20 protein-coding genes and 1 pseudogene are annotated in these 22,978 nt (G+C 30.9%); all 21 read left to right on the top strand.

The genetic code is table 11. The annotated features are described in order from the left end of the window. On the top strand, positions 1 to 224 hold a 224-nt coding region (locus DFR54_RS07175; protein ID WP_147269197.1), incomplete at its 5' end, for a transposase. Positions 225 to 326: 102 nt separating this feature from the next. Next, complete coding sequence (licT, locus tag DFR54_RS07180) at positions 327 to 1,169, top strand: BglG family transcription antiterminator LicT (protein WP_114289648.1); 843 nt, start codon at positions 327 to 329, stop codon at positions 1,167 to 1,169. A gap of 89 nt (positions 1,170 to 1,258) precedes the next feature. Then, a complete protein-coding gene (locus tag DFR54_RS07185) occupies positions 1,259 to 2,929 on the top strand; it encodes a PTS transporter subunit EIIC (RefSeq protein WP_170126934.1) in 1,671 nt (556 codons plus the stop codon). Next, a complete protein-coding gene (locus DFR54_RS07190; RefSeq protein WP_114289650.1) occupies positions 2,930 to 4,963 on the top strand; it encodes a BglG family transcription antiterminator in 2,034 nt (677 codons plus the stop codon). Positions 4,964 to 4,975: 12 nt separating this feature from the next. Beyond that, on the top strand, positions 4,976 to 5,428 hold the full coding sequence (locus DFR54_RS07195; RefSeq protein WP_114289651.1) for a PTS mannitol transporter subunit IIA: 453 nt from the start codon (positions 4,976 to 4,978) through the stop codon (positions 5,426 to 5,428). Between the two features lie 117 nt (positions 5,429 to 5,545). Further along, positions 5,546 to 7,318: a PTS mannitol transporter subunit IIBC gene (locus DFR54_RS07200; protein ID WP_114289652.1), complete on the top strand. Its 1,773-nt coding sequence runs from the start codon at positions 5,546 to 5,548 to the stop codon at positions 7,316 to 7,318. A gap of 7 nt (positions 7,319 to 7,325) precedes the next feature. Next, positions 7,326 to 7,766 carry a PTS mannitol transporter subunit IIA gene (locus DFR54_RS07205; protein WP_114289759.1) on the top strand — a complete coding sequence of 147 codons (441 nt, stop codon included), beginning with the start codon at positions 7,326 to 7,328 and terminating at the stop codon, positions 7,764 to 7,766. 12 nt (positions 7,767 to 7,778) lie between these two features. Beyond that, positions 7,779 to 8,930, top strand: a complete 1,152-nt coding sequence (locus DFR54_RS07210; protein ID WP_114289653.1) for a mannitol-1-phosphate 5-dehydrogenase — start codon at positions 7,779 to 7,781, stop codon at positions 8,928 to 8,930. Positions 8,931 to 9,116: 186 nt separating this feature from the next. Next, the gene (locus DFR54_RS07215; RefSeq protein ID WP_114289654.1) at positions 9,117 to 9,683 is read left to right on the top strand and encodes a LemA family protein; all 567 of its coding nucleotides are present in this window, start codon (positions 9,117 to 9,119) and stop codon (positions 9,681 to 9,683) included. Between the two features lie 30 nt (positions 9,684 to 9,713). Continuing rightward, complete coding sequence (locus tag DFR54_RS13285; protein ID WP_211315047.1) at positions 9,714 to 11,219, top strand: TPM domain-containing protein; 1,506 nt, start codon at positions 9,714 to 9,716, stop codon at positions 11,217 to 11,219. A 27-nt stretch (positions 11,220 to 11,246) separates the two neighbouring features. Then, on the top strand, positions 11,247 to 11,609 hold the full coding sequence (locus DFR54_RS07225) for a DUF2500 family protein (RefSeq protein WP_114289655.1): 363 nt from the start codon (positions 11,247 to 11,249) through the stop codon (positions 11,607 to 11,609). A 105-nt stretch (positions 11,610 to 11,714) separates the two neighbouring features. Beyond that, on the top strand, positions 11,715 to 12,593 hold the full coding sequence (gene pepI / locus DFR54_RS07230) for a proline iminopeptidase (RefSeq protein WP_114289656.1): 879 nt from the start codon (positions 11,715 to 11,717) through the stop codon (positions 12,591 to 12,593). 18 nt (positions 12,594 to 12,611) lie between these two features. Continuing rightward, entirely contained in the window at positions 12,612 to 13,079 is a 468-nt protein-coding gene (locus DFR54_RS07235) for a GNAT family N-acetyltransferase (RefSeq protein ID WP_114289657.1), read from the top strand. 397 nt (positions 13,080 to 13,476) lie between these two features. Then, positions 13,477 to 14,724 (top strand): annotated as a pseudogene (locus tag DFR54_RS13380) (ABC transporter substrate-binding protein). 75 nt (positions 14,725 to 14,799) lie between these two features. Continuing rightward, positions 14,800 to 15,681, top strand: a complete 882-nt coding sequence (locus DFR54_RS07250; RefSeq protein ID WP_086342346.1) for a carbohydrate ABC transporter permease — start codon at positions 14,800 to 14,802, stop codon at positions 15,679 to 15,681. Continuing rightward, positions 15,671 to 16,498: a carbohydrate ABC transporter permease gene (locus tag DFR54_RS07255; protein WP_086342347.1), complete on the top strand. Its 828-nt coding sequence runs from the start codon at positions 15,671 to 15,673 to the stop codon at positions 16,496 to 16,498. The genes DFR54_RS07250 and DFR54_RS07255 overlap by 11 nt, the downstream gene beginning before the upstream one ends. A gap of 18 nt (positions 16,499 to 16,516) precedes the next feature. After that, entirely contained in the window at positions 16,517 to 17,344 is an 828-nt protein-coding gene (locus tag DFR54_RS07260; RefSeq protein WP_114289660.1) for an MBL fold metallo-hydrolase, read from the top strand. Between the two features lie 20 nt (positions 17,345 to 17,364). After that, positions 17,365 to 19,152, top strand: a complete 1,788-nt coding sequence (locus tag DFR54_RS07265) for a glycoside hydrolase family 35 protein (protein ID WP_114289661.1) — start codon at positions 17,365 to 17,367, stop codon at positions 19,150 to 19,152. Positions 19,153 to 19,239: 87 nt separating this feature from the next. Beyond that, positions 19,240 to 21,201, top strand: a complete 1,962-nt coding sequence (locus tag DFR54_RS07270) for an alginate lyase family protein (RefSeq protein ID WP_114289662.1) — start codon at positions 19,240 to 19,242, stop codon at positions 21,199 to 21,201. Between the two features lie 14 nt (positions 21,202 to 21,215). Beyond that, positions 21,216 to 21,815: a YitT family protein gene (locus DFR54_RS07275; RefSeq protein ID WP_086342351.1), complete on the top strand. Its 600-nt coding sequence runs from the start codon at positions 21,216 to 21,218 to the stop codon at positions 21,813 to 21,815. Between the two features lie 78 nt (positions 21,816 to 21,893). Then, the gene (locus DFR54_RS07280) at positions 21,894 to 22,973 is read left to right on the top strand and encodes a glycoside hydrolase family 88 protein (protein WP_086342780.1); all 1,080 of its coding nucleotides are present in this window, start codon (positions 21,894 to 21,896) and stop codon (positions 22,971 to 22,973) included. Positions 22,974 to 22,978 lie beyond the last annotated feature (5 nt).

The raw sequence follows: 22,978 nt of genomic DNA on the forward strand, positions 1-22,978 counted from the left end.
ATAATTTTCCTCCATCAATCAGAAGAACCATTTATTCAACTAACTTGATTGAAGGTTTTAACAAACAATTAAAGAAATATACAAAAAGAAAAGAACAATTCCCTAATGAAGAATCTCTAGAGAGATTCTTAGTTTCTCAATTCAACAACTATAATCAGAAATTTTTGTGTCGGATTCATAAAGGTTTTAAAGAAATACAAGATACATTAGAATCAATGTTTTAACTTAACCGACAGAATGGTTTTTTTCCATTTACACATAATTCTTGACGCAACCAACGAAACATAAAAAGGAATGTTCATAGCAACAGAGAGGAAGAATAACACATGATTATTAAGAAAATATTGAATAATAATGTTGTTATCTCAGAAAATGATCGTTCTGAAGAAATTGTCATCATGGGTAAGGGATTAGCGTTTCAAAAGAAAAACGGAGATGCAATTGAGTCAGAGAAAATAGATAAGATTTTTGTTTCAGGTTCTGCATCAGGAGTTAGAGAAATTGAAAAAATGGTTCTAACTGTGGATCCTGTGATTATTGATATTGCCAAAGAAATTATTCTATATGCTGAAAAAAATATGAACCAAGAATATTCAGATCAAGCTTACATTACACTGACAGATCACTTGAATTATGCTGTAGCAAGAGGAAAAGAAGGAATATTTATTCCTAATCCATTGTTATTTGAAATCAGAAAATTCTATCCAGAAGAGTATAAAATTGCTGTTCGCGCAATTGATGAGATTAATCAGAAATTAGAAACTAATTTCCCGATTGATGAAGCAGGTTTTATTGCTCTCCACTTAGCCAATAGCCGAAAAAATGGAAATAAGTTACCAGTGACGATGGAAAGTACTGAAATGGTTAGAGATATTTTGAATATTATTAGTCGATTTTTCGGCATGATGTTTGATGAGAGTTCTTTAAATTACAATCGGATGGTCACTCATATCCAGTATTTTGTTAAGAGAATTTTAGAAAAAGAAACTGTAGAAGAAACAGATGATTTTCTTTATGAACTAGTTCAAAGTAAATACCCAGAAGCTTTTAGTTGTAGTTTGAGAATTCGGGACTATTTATTAAAAACTAAAAATGTAGAAATAAAAGAACCAGAGATGATTTATTTAGTCATTCATATTAACCGAGTCGTTGAAGATACTAAAAAATAAAGCAGTCACTGATTACGTAAAAGTAATCAGTGCCTTTTTTTTAAATTTTTATGCTATTATCAAAGTATCAAGAAAAAAGTGAGGAAAACATGAGAAAACTAAAAAAATATTCCATTGTTTTTTATCTAAGAGAACTTGGTAATTATTTGAGTAGTTTAATTATGCCGAATTTAAGCGTTTTTATTGCTTGGGGTTTGATTAATTTTTTAGCTAATTTTGCGTCAGGCAAAATGTATCTCTTATTAGATGGGACTGAAGATATTTTAATCAATTTTTTACTGCCACTCTTAATAGGTTATACTGGTGGTAAAAAAATTGATCATAATCGAGGTGGAGCAATAGCAGGCATTGCGACATTAGGTATTATGGTAGGAAATGATAATTCTGCAGTTTTAGGTGCGATGATTATTGGTCCGATAGCAGTTACGTGCTTTAAGAGATTAAATATATTAATATTAAAAAAAATACAAAATGGGTATGAAATGCTACTTCAAAATATATTAGCAGGTGTTGTGGGAACTCTTTTTTGTTTAGTAGGCTTATTTGTTTTAACACCAATTATTAACTTTAGTACCTTGCTTGCAATAAGTGGCGTTGATTTTTTAATCACTCATCATTTACTACCATTAGTTAATGTGATTATTGAACCACTGAAAGTTTTTTTCTTTAATAATGCTATTAATCATGGTGTACTAACCCCTTTAGGACTAAATATGGTAAAAGAAACAGGACAATCTATTTTATTTTTATTAGAAGTTAATCCAGGCCCAGGACTGGGGATCTTATTAGCTTTCTCCTTTTACGGTAATCAAGAAGAAAGAAAACAAGGCGCAGGTGCTTCAATGATTCATTTGTTTGGCGGCATTCATGAAGTTTATTTTCCTTTCGTTTTGAAAGAGCCTAAACTTTTTTTAGTAGCCATTTTAAGTGGAATAACAGGAACAACTATTTTCCAGTTTCTTAATGCTGGATTAACGATGCCGGTTTCACCAGGTTCAATTATTTTAATGTTAACAAGTGCTTCTTCATATAGTCGAATTAGCTTGTTATTAGGTGTGTTAGGAAGTGCTTTAGTATCATTTATTCTTAGTTTAATCATTCTTTTAAATAGAAATGACGAGAAAAATGTAGCTGTAGAAATCAAAGGAGAAAGTCAAATGATAGATCAAATAATAGTGGCTTGTGATGCAGGAATTGGTTCAAGTGCCATGGGAGCAAGCTTGATTGATAAAGAACTAAAAAGGCTTGGAATTGAATTGCCAGTAACTAATCAATCGATTTATGAAGTTGAGAATAATCGAGCTAGTTTGATTTTAGTGCACAGTCAATTAAAAAATCAATTGCAAAAATTAGCTCCCAAAGTACAAATACTAGAAATTGATAATTTTTTAGATATTCAGAATAATGCTAGTATAATTCTTGATTATCTTGAAGATAAAGAGATTGATAACGAATTGACGACTAAAAAAAATATATCCAACAAAATAGAAATAGTATTATTATTTGAAAACAATGTGAGAGGTAGTCAAACAATGGCAAGTGAGTTAATGAGAATTAAAGCTCACCAATTAGAGGTTAATTTAGTGACTAAAAAAGAAGCCATTGAGGATGTCATTTATATCCCTAATAGTTTTTACATCGTATCTGAGGAGTTTGAACAAAAATATTGTGTAACTAAACAAACTAACACTGTTTTTGTAATGACTGATTTGTTTAATATGACTGAGTTTGAAAGTTGGCTGAAAGGAGTAAAAAATTAAATGATTCTATCACCACGTGAAAAACAACTACTGACAGAACTATTGAATAATACAAAAGAAGTTTCAGTGAGCCAAATGATTGGTTTATTAAAGGTTAGTAAAAGAACTGTTTATCGTGAGTTAGATAGTTTAATTGAAACCCTACATAGTATAGATATCGAAGTAAAAAAAGTATCTAGAGGAAACTATCAATTAATGATAGATGATATTCAAAGAGAGAGATTAATGAAGCTAGTTGGTTCTGATAGTTGGATGGAATTATCCACATCTGAAAGACAAAGAGGTATCTTGTATGATTTACTAGAAACCTTAGCGCCTATTCCAATGACCAATTTTTTAAAGATATATGATATAAGTAATACTACCTTTTACGGTGATATCAAACAATTGGAAACGCGATTAGCTAAATCACCTCTTAAAATTGTGAGAAATATGGGGTATGAAATAATAGGCTCAGAAAAATATCGTAGATTACTAATGGCGAATATTTTAGAATCTGAAATTAATGAATATGAATTTTTTCATCTTCAAGATATTCCAGAACAAGGAAACTTTTTTGTTAAATTTTTAAAAGAAGAACAGTTTGAGCTTGTTAAAACAATTGTCTTAGAAGAGCTAAATCAATCATTACCGAAACTAAGTGATAGAAAATTACAGCATTTAGTTTTAATGATTTTAATTGCAGTTGATAGAGTAGCTCAAGGTCATGTGTTAATTGAGGAGTCCTATATGGAGTTAATTAATAAAGAAACCCTCAATATGTCTAAACGTATTTTTAGTAAATTAGGTAGGGAGACAAAGCAGCTCTTCCCAGTTAATGAAATTGTATTTTATGCTAATTTATTAAATGATTTCTCTAATTCATTTGAAGATGATTTCTTTGAAGAGAGCTTTGATTCTGAATTAGCATATTCTGTTAAGCGCTTAATTGAATTAGTTAGTGAACAGACAGAAGTTAGTTTTTTTGAGGATTACAATCTTTATAAAATGTTATTAACTCATTTGTCAGGTGTTTTTTCTCGCGCTATTTTGCAAGAAGATCAACTGAGAAATCCTATACTGGAAAGAATAATGGAGCAATACGTTGAAGTTGCTAATGGTATTAAAGAATCTCTACCTTTAGTATTTCCAAATCAGCAATTAACAGAAGAAGAAATAGCTTATATGGTGTTACATTTTGCTAATTCCCTTGAAAGAAGCCCGAAGGTTATGGAAGTAGATATTGCTGGCTTTTCGCCTAGTGGATTAGTTTCGACTAGTATGTTAGAGATGAAGTTAAGAAATCATTTTCCTTTTATTCATACCATTCATTTTTTTAGTATAGCTGAACTAGGAACAGTGGATTTAGAAAATGACTATGATTTAGTTGTTTCAACCTCTCTTTTACCTGGTTTTACTGGGAAATACCAATTAGTTTCACCTTTACTTTTAGAAGATGAAGTAAAAAAGTTAAAAGAAATATTTAAAGAAATGGACCATTTGAAAGCTAGACCTGTCAGAAAGCATCATCAAGTCAATGATTTTAGCAAACCCTATGAAGAAGTTAGACAGTTTATGGAGCATGTCAATGAACTTTTAGAGCGGTTTTTCATCAAAACAATTGAAAATAAAACTGATTTAGAAAGCTTAATAGTAGAGTTAATTACTTGTATGCCGGATAATTTAATTTCAGATAGTAAGGATATTGAAATGAAACTATTAAAGAGAGTTAATCAGTCACCTGTGGGGATTCCTAACACAACAATGGCACTTTTTCACGGTGCGACAAAAGGTGTGAATCAGACTATTTTTTATATTGTTAATTTAAATAATTCGATTGAAATGTTAGGGATGGACCAAGAAACAATGAATGTAACTCGTATTTTAGTCATGCTATCACCTCTTGAAACGAGTAAGGTAGAAACTAAATTACTTAGTAAAATTAGTGGTGCCATTATTATGAATGATTTATATACGGAAATTTTCAATTCAGGGAATGAACCAATTGTTTATCAATTATTGTCATCATTATTAATAGATGAGATGAAAGTCTAAAAGGGGTATCTTATGAAATTGCTAGAAGAAAAAAATATTAGCTTAAATCAAACCTTTAAAACACCTCAAGAAGCTATTAAGTATGCAGGTGAAAAAATGAAATCATTAGGATTAATTAAAGAAGAATACATTGAATCTATGTTAGTAAGACAAGACAAATTAAGTGTTTATATTGGTAATTTTGTTGCTTTGCCTCACGGAGAAGTACAAGATGAGTTTATCTTAGAAGAGGGAATTTTCGTCACTCAAGTTCCTGATGGCATTGATTTTTCAAATACTGAACAAAAACAAATTGCGACAATCATTATTTCTGTAGCTTTAAGAAAAGAGAGTCAACTTAGGATATTACAAGAATTAGCTTTCTTTTGTTCAGATATTGAAAATGTCAGAAAACTTAGTGACGAAGTAGATGAAAAACAGTTTGTTACATTTTTTAATGAATCCATTAGTTTTTTAATAGCTTAAAAAGAAGTCAACTCTTTGGAGTTGGCTTCTTTTTTGGTTTTGGCACGATTGTTTGTGCCAAAGTACGACTATTTATCAATTTAGTAAGCGAATACAATCGAAGTATCAAGAAGAGATATGGAGGAGATTTCAGTGAATGAAAAATCACATGAAAAAAAGGCTTTTAAGGCTAAGGTACAAAAATTAGGCAGTACGTTATCAAGCATGGTTATGCCAAATATTGGTGCTTTAATTGCATGGGGTGTTTTAACGGCACTTTTTATTCCAGATGGTTATTTACCAAATGAAGAGTTTGCTTCAATGGTAGGTCCAATGTTAACTTACTTAATTCCGATTTTAATTGGTTATACAGGTGGGAAAGTAATTGCCGGTGATCGAGGTGCTGTTGTAGGTGGGATTGCCACAATGGGTGTGATTGTTGGGACTGATATTCCAATGATGTTAGGTGCTATGTTAATGGGACCTTTAGCAGGATTTTGTATGAAGAAATTTGATCAATATTTCCAACATAGAATTAAAGCTGGCTTTGAGATGTTAGTTAATAACTTTTCAGCTGGATTAATTGGTTTTGCTTTAGCTCTATTAGGATTTACATTAGTAGGTCCTTTTGTTGACACTTTGACAAAAGCAATGGCAAGCGGCGTAGATATGATTTTATCAGCTCACTTAATTCCATTAGCCAATATTTTTATTGAACCAGCTAAAATATTATTCCTGAATAATGCTATTAATCACGGTATTTTAACACCACTTGGTGCAGAGCAAGTCACAGAAGCTGGAAAATCAATTTTATTCTTATTAGAAGCTAACCCAGGGCCAGGTTTAGGTGTGTTACTTGCCTTTACTTTCTTTGGTAAAGGAGCAGCTAAATCATCAGCACCAGGAGCTGTGATTATTCACTTCCTTGGAGGAATTCATGAGATTTATTTCCCATACGTGATGATGAAACCAATGCTTTTCTTAGCAGTAATAGCTGGTGGTATTAGTGGTAGTTTTACTTTCCAAGCTTTAGGAGCAGGTCTTCAAGCACCAGCTTCACCGGGTTCAATTATCGCTATTTTAGCAATGGCTCCTCAAGGTGGTCATTTATCAGTTTTATTAGGTGTTTTAGTAGGAGCAGCTGTGTCCTTCATAGTAGCTTCAGTCATTCTAAAAGGCGATAAAAGTATGGATGAATTAAGTTTTGAAGCAGCAGTTGCAACAAGTAAAACAGCAAAAAGTGAATCAAAAGGACAGCTTAATGTAACGGAAAATTTAACAGGGATTAAGAAAATTATTTTTGCATGTGATGCTGGAATGGGATCAAGTGCCATGGGAGCGTCTATTTTAAGAAAGAAAGTTAAAGAAGCAGGGTTAAATATCGAGGTAACAAATAGCTCAATTAATAATTTACAACAAGAAGATAATGCTTTAATTGTGACTCAAATTGAATTACAAGAAAGAGCTAAACAAAAAGTGCCAGGAGCAGAATTTGTAGCAGTTGAAAACTTTCTCAATTCACCTAAATATGACGAAATCATTGTAAGTCTAACTGGTGAAAAAAAAGATTCAGAAAAAAAGTTAATCAGAGAAAAAACAACTAGTAATTATTTAGCTGGATATGATATCGAAAAAATAAAAAAAATAAATTTAGTTCATGGTGATAGAAAAGGTTCAGCCACAATGGGAAAAAAATTATTAGAAGAGGCGTTAGCTAAACAAGGACTAGAGATACCAGTAGAGAAATTAGAAATGGGTGATGTGACTTCAAATATAAATAGTATTTATATTTTTGAAGAAGAATTGGTTAGTCTAATGCCTCAAATAAGTTCACCAAAAATCATTGTATCAAGTTTAGCTAAACCAAAAGCTTATGAAACATTAGCTAAAGAATTAAGTAGGAGGGATTAATTTGTCTATGAAAGATATCTTACCTAAAGACATGATTTTTTTAAATCAAAGATTTGAAAATAAAGAAGAAGCCATTCGATTTTGTGGTGAAAAATTAGTTGAAGCAGGTTGTGTTGAGGAGAGTTATATCGATGCTATGGTCGAAAGAGATGCTAATTTATCAGTTTATATGGGGAATTTTATTGCTATTCCCCATGGCACTGATGAAGCTAAAAAATATGTCAAAAAATCTGGTGTCTGCGTTGTTCAAGTTCCAGACGGTGTTAATTTTGGGACAGACACAGAAAGTAATATCGTAACTGTTTTGTTTGGTATTGCAGGTGTGGGAGATGAGCATTTGCAATTAGTACAACAAATTGCTCTATATTGTAGCGATTTAGATAATGTTGTCACATTAGCAGACGCTCAAAGAGAAGAAGAAATTATTAGTCATTTAACTTTTGCATAGGAGATGTTTTAAATGAAAGCAGTACATTTTGGTGCCGGTAATATCGGTAGAGGTTTTATTGGTGAAATCTTATATCATAATCAATTTTCAATTACTTTTGTTGATGTTAATCAAACCATTATTAACGAGTTAAAGACAAGAGGAAGTTATGAAATAGGCTTAGCAGATGAAAGCCAAGAGAGAATAAAAATAGACGGAGTAACAGGCTTTAATAACCAAGAGGAACCTCAAGCAGTTATTGAGCAAATAGTAGAAGCTGATTTAGTAACTACAGCAATTGGACCAAACATTTTACCTTTTATCGCTGAATTAGTAGCAGATGGAATCAATGAAAGAGAAAAAAGAGGAATTGTAAGACAGCTTGATGTAATAGCCTGTGAAAATATGATTGGTGGCTCTAGCTTCTTTAAGAGTGAAATAGAAAAATATGTCATCAATAAAGATTACCTAGAGCAATTTATAGGTTTTCCAGATGCAGCAGTGGATAGAATTGTCCCAGAACAGCATCATGAAGACCCTTTATTTGTGGAGGTAGAGCCTTTTTCAGAATGGGTTATTAATAAAGAACAAGTTAAAAATAAGGCTATTGAATTAGAAGGAGTTCTTTATGTTGAGAACTTGCAACCTTACATTGAAAGAAAACTTTTCAGTGTAAATACCGGTCATGCTACAGTGGCATATACAGGAGCTTTGTTAGGCTATCAAACAATTGATGAAGCGATGAAAGATGCGTTGGTCTTAGCGCAATTAAAATCTGTTTTATCTGAAACAGGCGAGTTGCTAATACGGAAATGGGGATTTAATAGAGAGGAACATAACCTCTATATAGAAAAGATTATTACTCGTTTTAAAAATCCTTATATATCTGATGGAATTTCAAGAGTTGCAAGAACACCTATTAGAAAACTAGGATATGATGAAAGATTTATTCGTCCTATCAGAGAAGCAAATGAGCTAGGAATTGAAGTGAATCACCTTATTGCTATGGTAGGTATGATTTTTAATTATTATGATGAACAAGATACTGAGAGCCATAAATTAGCAGATAAATTAGCTAAAGAAAATTTAAATCAAGTAATTAAAGAAGTGACAGGTATTAAAGATAATATATTGATTGAAAAGATAATTGAAAATATTAATCGTTATGCTAAATTAGCAGCATAAATGAATAACCTAGACTGATTTTTAAGTCTAGGTTATTTTAATTTTTTAATAAAAAACGGCCAATCAAAAAAATGCAGTTGATTTCTCATAGGACTTTGGGCCGATGAAACTTCAAATTAGTAGGCATATAATACTTATAACAAGGATAACAAATAGTTATTCAATATAAATTAGGAGGAAATAAAAATGAAAAATAACAAAGTTTTATTAATTGTTGTTGGGTTACTTGCAGCAGGCGTTATTTATGGGTTTACTGCATACAATGGTTTGGTATCAAAGGAAGCAGAAGTAGAGAGTCAATGGGCAACAGTGGAATCTAAATTACAACGAAGATATGATTTGATTCCTAATTTAGTGAATTCAGTGCAAGGTAGTATGGAACAAGAAAAAGAAGTATTTGGCAATATTACCGAAGCAAGAAGTAAAATGGCAGGAGCAAATACTGTAAAAGAAACAGCTGAAGCTTCAACTGAAATGGAAGCAGCTTTGTCTAGATTATTAGTGGTTATGGAGAATTATCCAGAAATTAAATCAAATGAAAATGTTCAAACACTAATGACCCAATTAGAAGGAACAGAAAATCGTATCTCAGTTGAACGAGATAGATATAATAAAGCAGTAAAAAAATACAATGTATCAACTAAGAGATTCCCATCATCATTAATTGCTAGTATGACAGGTTTTGAATCAAAAGATTATTTTGAAGCCGATGAGGGAGCAGCAAAAGTTCCAGAAGTTAATTTTAATAAATAAAAAGAAGAGTTGTTTTAGGAGGTGGAATGGATGAGAAAGAATCTGAATAAACCAATAAAACTGTTACTTGCTATGGTTATTCTAGCAACAGCAACTTTCTTTATTGCGTTTCCTAAGATAGGGTTGGCAGAAGGTCAAAATATTTTTGTTGAAGATTATGCGGGTATTTTATCAAAAGAAGATAAGGAAGTTATTAGACAAATTAATGAAACTTCCTTTAAAAATTTAGACGGTTCTCCTCAGTATGCCGTTGTTACATTGAAAGAATTAGGAAGAAATAGTTCTATTGAAGAGTATGCTGTAGCTAAATTTAAACAATTAGGTATTGGAAATAAACAGTTAGATAATGGTTTCTTATTTGTAATTTCAGTTAAAGACCGGGAATATCGTTTAGAAACAGGATATGGTGTAGAAGATGTTATTACTGATAGTATGAAAAATGAAGTTGTTACAGATGAAGCAACAGATTTATTAAGAGATGAAGAATATGGAAAAGCAGTCATGTTAATTTCTCATAACATAGAAAAATTAGTTGTTTCAAAATATGGAGATGTTGGTGCAGCAAAAGAATACATTGCTGAAGAAAAAATGAGAGAAGCTAAAATTGATCGCATGATTTTATTTGCTTTTCTTAGTGTCTTTGCTTTAGTTGGTTTTATTGTTTTAGTTTACCAACTAAAATTAGCCAAATTAAGAAACAATTTAGATAAAAACTATATTAGTAAAAATCTTTCTGGATATGTTTATGGAAAGAAAGGAATTAGCATGTTTAATTTAGGGGACACAAAGGTAATGGAGCAAGTGATGTTTACTAAGTATTTAGCTAAAACTCTAAATAATTTACCAAATAAACAACAGCTTCTTGAAAATGACAGACAAATGAAGTTGTGGGTGGGCCAATATTTACTAGCAGACAGCGTGATTCAATACTGGCGTAACTCAAAATATCCTTATGAGATTTCCGTTTATTTAGAAAAGAAATATTTTAATCAGTTGAAAAAAGAATTATTAGGTGAATGCCAATATTTTGATTACCCAATTACAACTAATCCTTATCTGACAGATGAATTGATTAGCGAAATAAGTGATTATGTTGAGGCAACCCGTAAAGTACATAAAGAAAATTTGAAAATTTCCAAACAAAATAAAGCATTTATTGAAACGCTGAGTGAGAAGTATTTGGAAACTAGTAATGTTCATTTGAAAAAAATTGATTATGAATTAGAAGTAGCTTTAATGGTTTACTATTTCTTAAATGAGAAAGACTTATCTGATCCTAAATTATTACAAAACATAAAAGTAGATGAAGAATCTTTAAGAAAAGCCTATCGATTTGCAGAAAAACGCCGTAAACAAATTGCTAGTGACCAAAAGAGAAAAGCATTAGATGACTTAACAAATATGTCTTTAGGTAATTACCATATGCAAGCGATGATTTGGTCAAGTTATCACAATAGTGGAGGATCTTCTATTGGAGGTGGCTCATCCTTTGGTGGCGGTGCATCAGGTGGTGGTGGATTTTCTGGTGGTTGGTAATTAAAGCACTAAAAAGGAGCTAGTTATATGGAGCTTATTGAAAATGGAGCAGGGTTTGATTCTATCTTTTCACTTGTCTTTACCCTAGTTATTATCATAATGATACTAGTTTTAGGTTTTCGCTTAGTTAATTTAGTTTTAAATTTAAGTGCAGATAAAATTAAAATTGATGCAACTTTAATTAGTAAAGACGTGGCAGTAACTCATCACACTGATGATCAAATGCATCGAACAAGCCATTCTTCACATAGCTTTACATTTGAGACAGTGAATGGTGAACGAATTGTGTTAGATGTTTCTTATAAAGTATACCGCCAATATGCTATTGGAGATTTTGGTGAACTGATTTATCAAAGAAAATGGTTAAAAGAGTTTACGTTAAAAAAATGAAAAATTACGTCTTGTTTAGATATTAAATAAGGCGTTTTTTTATTGGACTTCTGCTATATAGTTTTCTATAATCGTATCAATAAGAAATGGAGGTAGGGTTTAAGGATGAAAGTTACTGAAGGGTATATGAACTTTTTAGATTATCAAACTTATTATCGAATAGTAGGAGAAAAGTCAGATAAAGCACCATTGTTACTACTACACGGGGGTCCGGGTTCGACACATAATTATTTTGAGCTATTTGACGAATTAGCTTTGGATGGAAGACAAATCATTATGTATGACCAATTAGGGTGTGGTTTATCTTCAATGCCTGATAAAAAAGAGTTGTGGCACGCAGAAACATGGTTAGATGAACTAGCTAATTTGAGAAATCATTTACAGTTAGACGAATTACATTTATTAGGCCAATCATGGGGCGGTATGTTATTAATTAAATATATGTGTGATCTAAAACCTAAAGGAATCAAAAGCATTATCTTATCTAGTACGTTATCATCGTCAGCTCTTTGGAAAAAAGAACAGCACCGATTGATAAAATTGATGAGTCAAGAAGACCAAGAACAAATCGCATATGCAGAAAAATACAATGATTTTAACCAACCGGAATATTTAGCAGCAAATGACAGATTTATGCTTAAACATGCTGGTGGTATACCTAATGAGTTGTCTAAAGAGCCGTTAAGACGTAAAAAAAATCGCGGTGAGCAAGCTTATTTATATGCTTGGGGACCGAATGAGTTTTCTCCAATGGGAACATTAAAAGGTTTTGATTATACTAAGCAATTAAAAGAAATCAAAGTCCCTACATTAATCACTAGTGGTAGTGATGATTTAAGTACGCCACTAGTATCAAAAACAATGTTTGATGAAATAGAAAATGCTAAATGGGAATTATTTGGTAATAGTAGACACATGCCATTTGTTGATGAAGAAGAGCTATATATGACTATTTTAAAAAAATGGCTTAATGAAAATGATTGATAATTAGGAGAGTTGTGTATGGAATTAAGAGAAATGACTTATGATGATAGATTTAAGGTGAAAGAGTTGATTCAATCATCACTAAAAAAATTAGGCTTTGATAAACCAGGAACTGCTTATTTTGATCCTGAATTAAATGATTTATATTCCTATTATCAAAGATTAGAACATGGTAATTATTGGGTAATCAAAGATAGTAATCGTATTATTGGTGGTGTTGGAATAGCCCCATTTAAAGGTCGAATTTGCGAATTACAAAAACTTTATTTAGATGAAGGGTACCAAGGAAAAGGTTTAGCAAAACAATTAATGGATGTGGCTTTAAAATTTGCAGAAAAACATTATGAAGCTTGTTACTTAGAAACTCACACAGATTTAGCAGCTGCTTGTTTGCTATATGATAAATATGAGTTTGAGTTACTTGTGGCTCCTATTGAAGGTTCAGAACATTCAGCAATGGATAAGTGGTATTTGAAAAGATTTTAAAAAGATTTGGCAAACTTGTATGTAAAAAATGAGAAAATGTAGCCACTATTTTTTTAATAAGAATAAATGATATCTAAACAAACCAAAGAGGTTATAACATATAAATGTTGTAGCCTCTTTGGTTTGTTTAGATATCTTTTTCATACCAGGTAAATCCGTAAGTAAATTTTTACTAAAACAAATAAAATAATTAACTAAAAAGTTGTTGACATATTTTTATTAGGGTGGTATATTTTACTCACAGGAAATAAAACGTTTTCAAAAAATAGGAGGATTGGAAATGAAACATAAGAAATTAGTTGGAAGTTTAGTAGCATTAAGTGCTGTATTTTTATTAGGAGCTTGTGGAAATAACGCAAAAGATTCAAAAGGAGATACTAAAAAAGATACTTCTGAGATGAGTGAAGCAGATTTAGCTAAAGAAGATCGTGTTAAAGAAGCTACAATTGAAGTATACGCGCCAGCTGGTAAAAATACTGATTATTTAGTAAAATCAGCAGAAATTTATAATAAAGAATTTGGCACTGATATTAAACTGAAAACTGTTGATGTTGCTCCAGCGGTACCGATGGTTCAGAAAGTAACGCCTAAATTAGTGGCTAATGAAAAAATGCCTGATCTAATTTTCTTACAAGACGCTAACGCAGGTTCAGTTTTTGAAAAATTTGAGGATCGTTTCTATTCTTCGGAAGATTTTGGTTTTATTAAAGAGCATGGATCAGAATTTTATCCAGCTAAAATGAATATGTTAAGTAATATTGCTCCAAGTAAAAAAACATTTGGTTTCCCGAATGACTGGGGAAATTCAGCAATGTTTTACAATCAAGAAATCTATAAAAATGCAGGTATTGATGTAGAAAAAGACATTAAAAATTGGGATGATTTTATTGCAGTGGGTAAAAAAATAAAGGAAAAAACTGGAAAAAATACTTTATTTATGAGAGATACAGGTGAATTAGATTTAGTTAAATACCTTACAGAATAACAAGGTGTATCAATGTTTGATAAAGATGGAAATCTTAATTTGTTAGATCCAGCTGTTAAAAAATCTTATGAAATTGTTAATAAAATGCAAGAAGCTGATATTGTTGAATATGGAAATTCAGCAGATTACTCAAAAATTGGTCAAGAATTGGGTGTTGTTTTTGCCGGTGGTTGGTTAGCTTCTTATCAAGCCGGTGACTATCCAGATGAGTCAGGTCAATGGAGAATTGGTCAAATGCCAGAAGTACCTGGAGTAGAAAAAACTTTCTCTCCAATGAGTGGTGGTTCTAGTTACTATGTTCCTAAAAAATCAGCTAATAGTTTAGCTGCATTACAATTTATCTCTTACGCACTAACAAATGAAGAATGTCTAGAAGCATATATGGAATTAAGTGGTTTGCCAGCAAATACTAAAGCATACAGTAGTGAAGCATCTAAAAAACAGTTTGAATATTATGGTAATCAAGAAATTTTACAAACATTAAACACAATTAGTGAAAATAGTATCGAAGGATTTGTGTTCCCTTACTCAGCAGATTTAGATAACTACATTGAAGCAGCAAGCTACGATATGAAGAAAAATAAAACATCTATTGAAGATGCTCTAACAAAACAAGCAGATGAATTTTCTTCTAAATACAATGTTAAAGTAAACAAATAAGAGAAAAATAACACTACAGTAAACAATTAAAATGTTTTTGTGGTGTTATTTCTTTTTAAAGAAGGAGAAAAAAATATGAAGAAAAAAAAGTCGGTTTTTAATCATTCTAAATCCGCGTATATAATGATGGCACCTTTTTTAGTTTTATTTGTCATTACTATGTTAATACCAACTATTATGTCTCTTGCTTTTAGTTTTTCTGATGTATCAAGTTCAATTAGTTTTGTAGGTTTACAAAACTTTAAGGATATTCTTAGAGACCCTCTGTTTTTTAAATCTTATGGTAACGTGTTTATCTTTATGATTGGTTCTATTCCAATTACTATTATTTTAGCTTTGGTTTTTGCTGTATTGCTAAATAAACCTACTGTAAAAGGAAAAGGTTTTTTTAGAACAGTCTATTATTTACCCGCTGTAACATCGATTGTGGCAGTATCATCAGTATTTTTAACTTTTTATAATCCCACAGGTTTATTTAACACAGTTTTAACGACAATTGGATTAGAGCCAATACCATGGTTAAGCGACCCGTTTTGGGCAAGGATAGGTATTATTATCATTTCTATTTGGTTAAATGTAGGTTACTACACTGTTTTATTCTTAGCAGGATTACAAAATATATCTAGTGAAATCTATGAAAGTGCAGATATTGACGGAGCTAATAGTGTTCAACAATTTTTAAAAATTACAGTTCCAATGTTGAAACCGGTTATTTTAATGGGAATGATTTTATCGACAATTAATGGGTTAGGTGCTTTTGAAGTTCCTAATATTTTATTTAAGAATGGTTTTGGGCCGGAATCATCAGCAGTGACAGTAGGTGTTAACCTTTACAAAACAAGTTTTGAAATGGTTGATTTTGGTAAAGCATCAGCGATTTCTTGGACTATGGTTATCGTTGCTGCGATTTTCTCAGTTATTCAGTTTATGGTAGGAGGAAAAGATAATGAAGCGTAAAATATTATCTCCTGTTTTTATTTATACAGTATTAATTATTGGTTTAGTAGTTTTCTCATTACCCTATGTATACATGATTATTTCGTCAACACAAACAAATGACGTTATTTTAGGAACAAAATTAAATTTCAAGTTTGGACCACATTTTTTAAATAACTTAAAAGAAGTTCAAGATAAGTATGAATACACAAGAGTATTGATGAATTCAGCAATCATTACTGTAGTTGGAACAATTCTTTCCACATTTATTACAACTTTAGCTGGATACGTAATGGCTAAATATAAATTTAAAGGAAGTAATTTCATTTTTAATTTAGTTATGATTTCAAGAATGGTTCCAGGTTTTGCTTTATTAATTCCCACATTTTATATTCTAAGTAAATTAGGTTTAACAAATACGTTTACAGGTGTTATTGTTCCGAGTTTAGCTTCAACTACATCGGTGTTTATGATGCGTCAGTATGCTAAGCAATTTCCAACAGAGTTAATGGAAGCAGCACGTATTGATGGTGCGGGTGAATGGACTATTTTTTGGAAAATTGCAGTTCCTGTTTTAATTCCTAGTATTATTACAACAGCTTTATTAACCTTTATGGGATATTGGAATTCATATTTATTCCCATTAGTTATATTATCTGATTCTAAGAAATTTACAGTTCCATTAGTTATTCAAAATATGACTCAAAATAACTATGATCCTTTGAATTATGGGGCTTTGATGGCTTTACTAGCAACATCTGTATTACCAGTTGTTTTAATCTATATGTGGTTACAGACTAAATTCAAATCTAATGGGTTAGATTCAGCTATTAAATAGTTAAAGGAGAGTAAACAAATGAAACTAAAATATTTTGGCTCGGCGGCAGCTGAAGGAGTACCAGCGTTATTTTGTAAATGTTCAGTTTGTCTAGAAGCTAAAAAACGTGGTGGTCGCGACATTAGAACTAGAATGCAATCGTTAGTTAATGATGAGTTGTTAATAGACTTTAACGGAGATACTCATAGTCATTATATAAAATATGATTTTGATTTAGCTGATATTGAACATTTATTAGTAACACATGGACATGCTGATCATTTTTACGCTGAGGATTTAATGATGAGAATGACAGGGTATAGCAATGGTCTAGAAAATAAAATGACAGTTTATGGTAATGAAAGAGTTCATCAATTTTTTGATCGAGCTAGTGAATTAGAAGGCTTTACTGATGAAGATAAACTTACATTTAAAGAAATTGATGTATTTACACCTTATAAAGTAGGTAAATATAACGTGACAGCATTGTTAGCAGATCATGATAAAAAAGAAAAATGTTTATTTTATATGATCGAAGAGAATGGTGAATCACTTTTATATGCACATGACACAGGATATTTTCCAAAAGAAAATTGGGATTACTTTGAAAAAACAAAGCCTTATTTTAATCTTGTAAGTCTAGACTGTACACATCAAAAAGTTCCCGTGAAAAGCAATCATATGAGTTTTTACGATAATATCAAAATAAAAGAAGAGTTGATAAAAAAAGGTTATGCCGATGAAAACACTATTTTCGTTATAAGCCATTTTTCTCATAATGGTGGCATGCTTTATGATGAGATGAATGAATGGGCATTAAAAGAAGGATTTATAACTGGTTATGACGGTTTAGAAATCTCATTTTAATAGTTCGAGAGGAGAAAGAAATGATTAATTTTGAAATAAAAGAGGACTTTTTGATCAATGAAAAACCAGTAAAGTTAATTTCAGGAGCGGTTCATTATTTTAGAAGTATGCCTGAAAAATGGGAACTGATATTACATAATTTAAAGGCAATGGGATGTAATACTGTTGAAACCTATGTTCCTTGGAATTTACATGAACCAAAACCTGGTGTTTATAATTTTGATGGCTTTGCTGATATTGAGCAATTTTTAAATTTAGCTCAAGAAATGGATTTATATATTATTTTACGTCCATCACCATATATTTGTGCTGAGTGGGATTTTGGTGGATTACCCGGATGGCTTTTAAAAGATAAGAATATGAGAATTAGAAGTCAACAACCAGAATTTTTAAAACGAGTTGATTCTTACTATAAAGAATTATTGCCAAGAGTTAATAAGTTCCAAACGACTCAAGGTGGTAATTTATTAATGATGCAAATTGAAAATGAATATGGTTCTTACAGTGAGGATAAAGATTATTTGAGAGCCATCACTAATATTATGAAGAAATATGGTGTAGATGTTCCTTTATTTACTTCCGATGGAGGATGGAAACAAGTTCTTGATGCAGGAACATTAGGGGAAGATGGTATTCTTGCAACAGCCAATTTTGGCTCTGATGCAGATACTAATTTTAATGCTTTAAAAGAACACAATAAAAAATATGGTTTAACTCACCCTTATATGTGTATGGAATTTTGGGATGGTTGGTTTAATAACTGGGAAGAACCAATTATTAAACGAGACCCTGAAGAAACCGCTGAAGAAGTTAGGAAAATTTTAAAATGGGGAAGTATTAATTTTTATATGTTTCATGGAGGCACAAATTTCGGTTTTTACAATGGTTGTTCTGATATGGGGAAAAGAAATGTTCCTCAAATCACATCCTATGACTATGACGCACCTTTAAATGAAGAAGGAGCGCCAACTGAAAAATTTTTTGCTATTCAGAGAGTTATAAAAGAAGAGTGTCCTGATGTTGAGGTATTTGAACCTAGGTATCCAGAACTAGGAAATCTTGGTGTGGCAAAACTTAAAGAGAAAGTTTCGTTATTTAACTGTATTGATGACGTTGCTAAGCGAGTAGAAAATGACTATGTATTGACTATGGAAGACGTAGACCAAACTTTTGGCTATATTTTATATCGTTCACATCTTGAAGGAAAACGAACAATTGAAGATTTACGAGTAATTGATGCTAGTGATAGAGTTAAAATATTTGTTAATGAAGAATTAAAAGCAACTCAACAGTATGAAGCAATAGGTGAAAAAGTTAAAGTATCGTTGGAAAATGATATAAATCAATTAGATATTTTAGTAGAAAATACGGCTAGAAATAATTACGGTCCTAAGTTAGTAGCAGAGACACAATCAAAAGGTATTAGAAGTGGGGTTATGGAGGATATACACTACATTTCTAATTGGGATCATTATTCATTGGATTTAGAAGAAATAAGTAAAATAGATTTTTCAAAAGAATGGCAGAAGAATGTTCCAGGGTTTTATCATTTAGAATTAGATATTTCTGAGGCTAAAGATACTTATATTAATTGTCAAAATTTAGGAAAAGGTGTCATTTTTGTTAATGGATTTAATATTGGGCGTTTCTGGGAAAACGGACCAGCTGTTAGTTTATTTGTTCCCAAATCTGTTTTAAATGAAGGGATTAATAAGATTGTTGTTTTTGAAACTGAAGGAAGAGAAATTACTAATTTAGAGTTTTTAGATTACCCAATATTTATTGAGGTTCCCCAAAAAAATGTATAGGAATAATGGGACTTTAAGCCTGAGGTAAAACTATTTAAAGTTTTGTCTTAGGCTTGTTTCTAATTTTAGTAAGTAAGGAGAGAATTGATGATTAATCAATCTAGTTTTCGAGGCTTCATTAGTAACGTGAGCAATCTATTTTTAGAGCAGCTTAATAAAGAAAATCAAACAGAGGTAAAAGCATTAATCGATAGAGCCAATTTATTTGTTGAAGGGCGATATGTTTTTCAAAATGATTGGGATATGGAGAAAACTAATAAAATTGAAATACTCAATTTAAAAGAAATGAACTGGGATTACAATCCTGAAGGTGATCCTGAATGGACGTATATGTTAAATCGTCATGCTTTTTTGTTAGATGTTGCCGTTAGTTACCGGATAACTAACAATAAAAAATATTTAAATTATTTAAAAAATTTTTTATTGTTGTTTGTTAAAGATTGCCCATTAACAATAGAGAGTAAAAAAACGAGTTGGCGAACAATTGATTCAGGGTTAAGAGTCGTTAATTGGGTTCGAGTTTTTGAAGTAGTTCCTTTGGATGAACTTTTTGAAGAATCTGAGCAAAATCTTATTATCAAAAGTTTAGAAGAACATCTAAATTATTTATCGAGGGAATTAAGCATAGAACGAGGACAAAGCAATTGGTTAGTTATTGAAATTTGTGGGCTTATACTAGGTGAACTTTTTCTAGGCATAAACAATTATTTAGAAAAAAGTTTAGACTTTTTGAAAATAGCATTAGAACTACAAGTAGAAGAAGATGGTTTACAACGTGAGCAATCCTTTATGTATCATCATGAAGTGCTTCTCTGTGTACTAATGATTATTCATGTCTTAAAAAGAAATAAGCAAAGTATTCCACCTTGGTTAAAAACATACGCGAAGAAAATGACCAATGCTTCTGTTGGTATTATCACCGGGCATGGTAAACAAGTGGCTTTTGGTGATAGCGATATTGAATCAATGCTTGGTATTTTAGAAGTTGCTGAGAATGTTTTAAATCAACCTTTTTTACCAATGAGTTTAAAAAAGTCAAAGACGACTTTATTTACTAAATTGTTTGTTGGGTTAAATAATGAAATATTTTCCAAAAGATTGTCTAGATTAGTATCAAAAAATTATAAAAATAGTGGTATTAGTATTTTAAGAAATAATAAAAATAGTGATTTTACTTTGTTTAAGTGTGGAGCATTAGGTGGCGGTCATGGACATGATGATTTATTACATGTGGCCTTGGAGTTTGATAATGAGTCAATTCTAGTAGATAGTGGGCGTTATTCTTATGAAGTTACACATAATCGTTTACTCTTCAAAGAAGCAAAAGCCCATAATACAATAACTATTAATAGACAAAATTTTAATCGACATAAAGAAGCGTGGGGAACAAGTAAAGTTAGTACACCTATTAACCAGAAGTTTAGTTCTATAGAAAATATTCATTTTGTAGAAGGTGGGCATTTAGGGTATTTTGATGAAGGTGCATTTGTTAATCGAAAAGTTATCTATATTGAAGATGGAATATGGCTAATATCAGATGAAATTTTTACTAATAAAGAAATGATAGTTGATTCGCATTTTCATTTTGCAACAGATAATTTAAAGAAAAATGAATCAGGATATTCATATAATTTATCTAAAGGAGCAACTATTGAAATAACTGCTTCACTTGGGAATGGAAAATTTATAGAAGAAGATTGTCTTATTTCTCCTGAATATAATTCTTATTATTCCAGTAAGAAACTAAGATATGAAAGAAAGATTAATCAAACAAATATTCAAACGTTTATTTTTAAATCAAATAAGATAAAGAAAAAAATAAAAAATATACCAGTATTTTCATCAGGGGAAGAAATGTCTAAAGAAATTGTTGAAGGATTTATTTTAATTGATGAGAAGGGAAATAAAGAATACTTAATTGTTCAACATCAGGAACCTAATGAAGGTCGAAGAGCATATCAAATTGATGAGAAATATGTGTATGGTAAGATTGTTTATACAAAATTAGATGAAATAGGTTCTAGTCTTAAAAGAATTGTTCTTGATTAGAAAGAAGGAATTAAATGAATAAAAAACAGTTGATAGCTGTTATTAAAATTATCATAGGTAATTTATTGATGGGATTAGCTTATGCTAAATGGATGAAACCCAATACAATTATTAACGGTGGTGTAACGAGTGTTGCTATGATACTTGAAAAAGTAACAGGTTTAAATATTTTATATCTTACAAATGGTGTAACTTTAATTTTATTAGTAGTATGTTGGTTTTACTTAGGGAAAGAAAATTTTGCGAAGTCTTTATTTAGTAGTATTTGTTACAATACTTTTTTTAGCTTATTTTATATGTTACCTATAAATTTACAAATTAACTTACCCATAGACTTTTTATTAGCAAGTATGTTTATCAGTATGGGGTACTACTGTTGCTTGTCTTCGAATTCGTCAACAGTTGGAATGGATGTAATAGCTTTAGTATTATATAAAAAAAATAATAAATTAAATCTAGCAAAAACGATTCGTTATATTAACTATATTGTACTAATTTTTGGTTTGATAACATATGGTTTTAAATCTGTTGTCATCGGTGTGATTTTTAGTTATGTCTATTCATTTTTCTTAGACAGGTTAATGATAGCGAACAAAAAAGGTGTATTGATTTAAACATAATTATTAGGAGGTATAACTGTGTTAGAAAAAAAATGGTTAGAAGATGAAATAGAGTTTGTATATCAAAAGGTAATGGAAAATTTACCTTTGTTTGAAGAAAAAGTACCACCTGCAGTTTCAAAAAATTATTACTATGAGCCGGTAGAAAATGAAGATTGGACAGATGGCTTTTGGATTGGTATGCTACATTTATGTCAAGAATACAAACCAAATGATGAGATTGCAAATGTTATTAAGAAGCAATTAGATGTTTTTCAAAATCGACTTGATCAAGAAATCGTATTAAATCATCATGATATCGGTTTTTTATATTCTTTATCTGCAGTTGCTGACTATCGATTAAATAGAACGTTTTCTTCAAGAGAAATGGCTTTACAAGCTGCTGATGTATTAATGAGACGTTATGAACCCAATAGTAAGGTTATTCAAGCTTGGGGTTCTTTAGAAAATAAAAAGGAGCAAGGAAGAATGATTATTGATTGTAATATGAATCTACCACTCTTATTTTTTGCTACTGAAGAAACAGGAAATCAAGAATACAGGCAAGCAGCAGAAAACCATGTAGAGCGAGCAGTGAAATATCTAATTCGTGATGATAATTCAACTTATCACACTTATCATATGGATGTTGAAACTGGAGAAGCACTGCAAGGTTCAACAGCTCAGGGAAACTCTGATAATTCTTGTTGGGCAAGAGGTCAAGCCTGGGGGATTTATGGATTTGCTAATATGTTTAATTATATAGATGATATTAAATTTGTAGAGGCTGCTGTTAAGTTAGCAGATTATTTTATTGATCACTTACCCAATAATCATATTGCCTATTGGGATTTAGAGTTTTCAGAAGGTTCAGAGGAAGAACGAGATACCTCATCTTCAGCTATTATGGTTTGTGGATTACTTGAATTGATTAAACAATTACCAATTTCTGACAAAAGACGTTCAGTCTATCAAGCAAAGAGTATTGAAATAATAAAATCACTAGCAGAAAATTATACAACTAAAAAACATCCAAATTATAATGGTATTTTAGTTGAAGGAGTTTATACAAAACCAGGAAATTATGGTGTATCAGAGAGTACTATTTGGGGTGATTATTTTTACTTAGAAGCACTGATAAGAATGTATCAATCATGGTATTCTTATTGGTAAAAAGA

The sequence above is a fragment of the Vagococcus fluvialis genome (genome assembly GCF_003337315.1).
Taxonomy (GTDB): Bacteria; Bacillota; Bacilli; order Lactobacillales; family Vagococcaceae; genus Vagococcus; species Vagococcus fluvialis.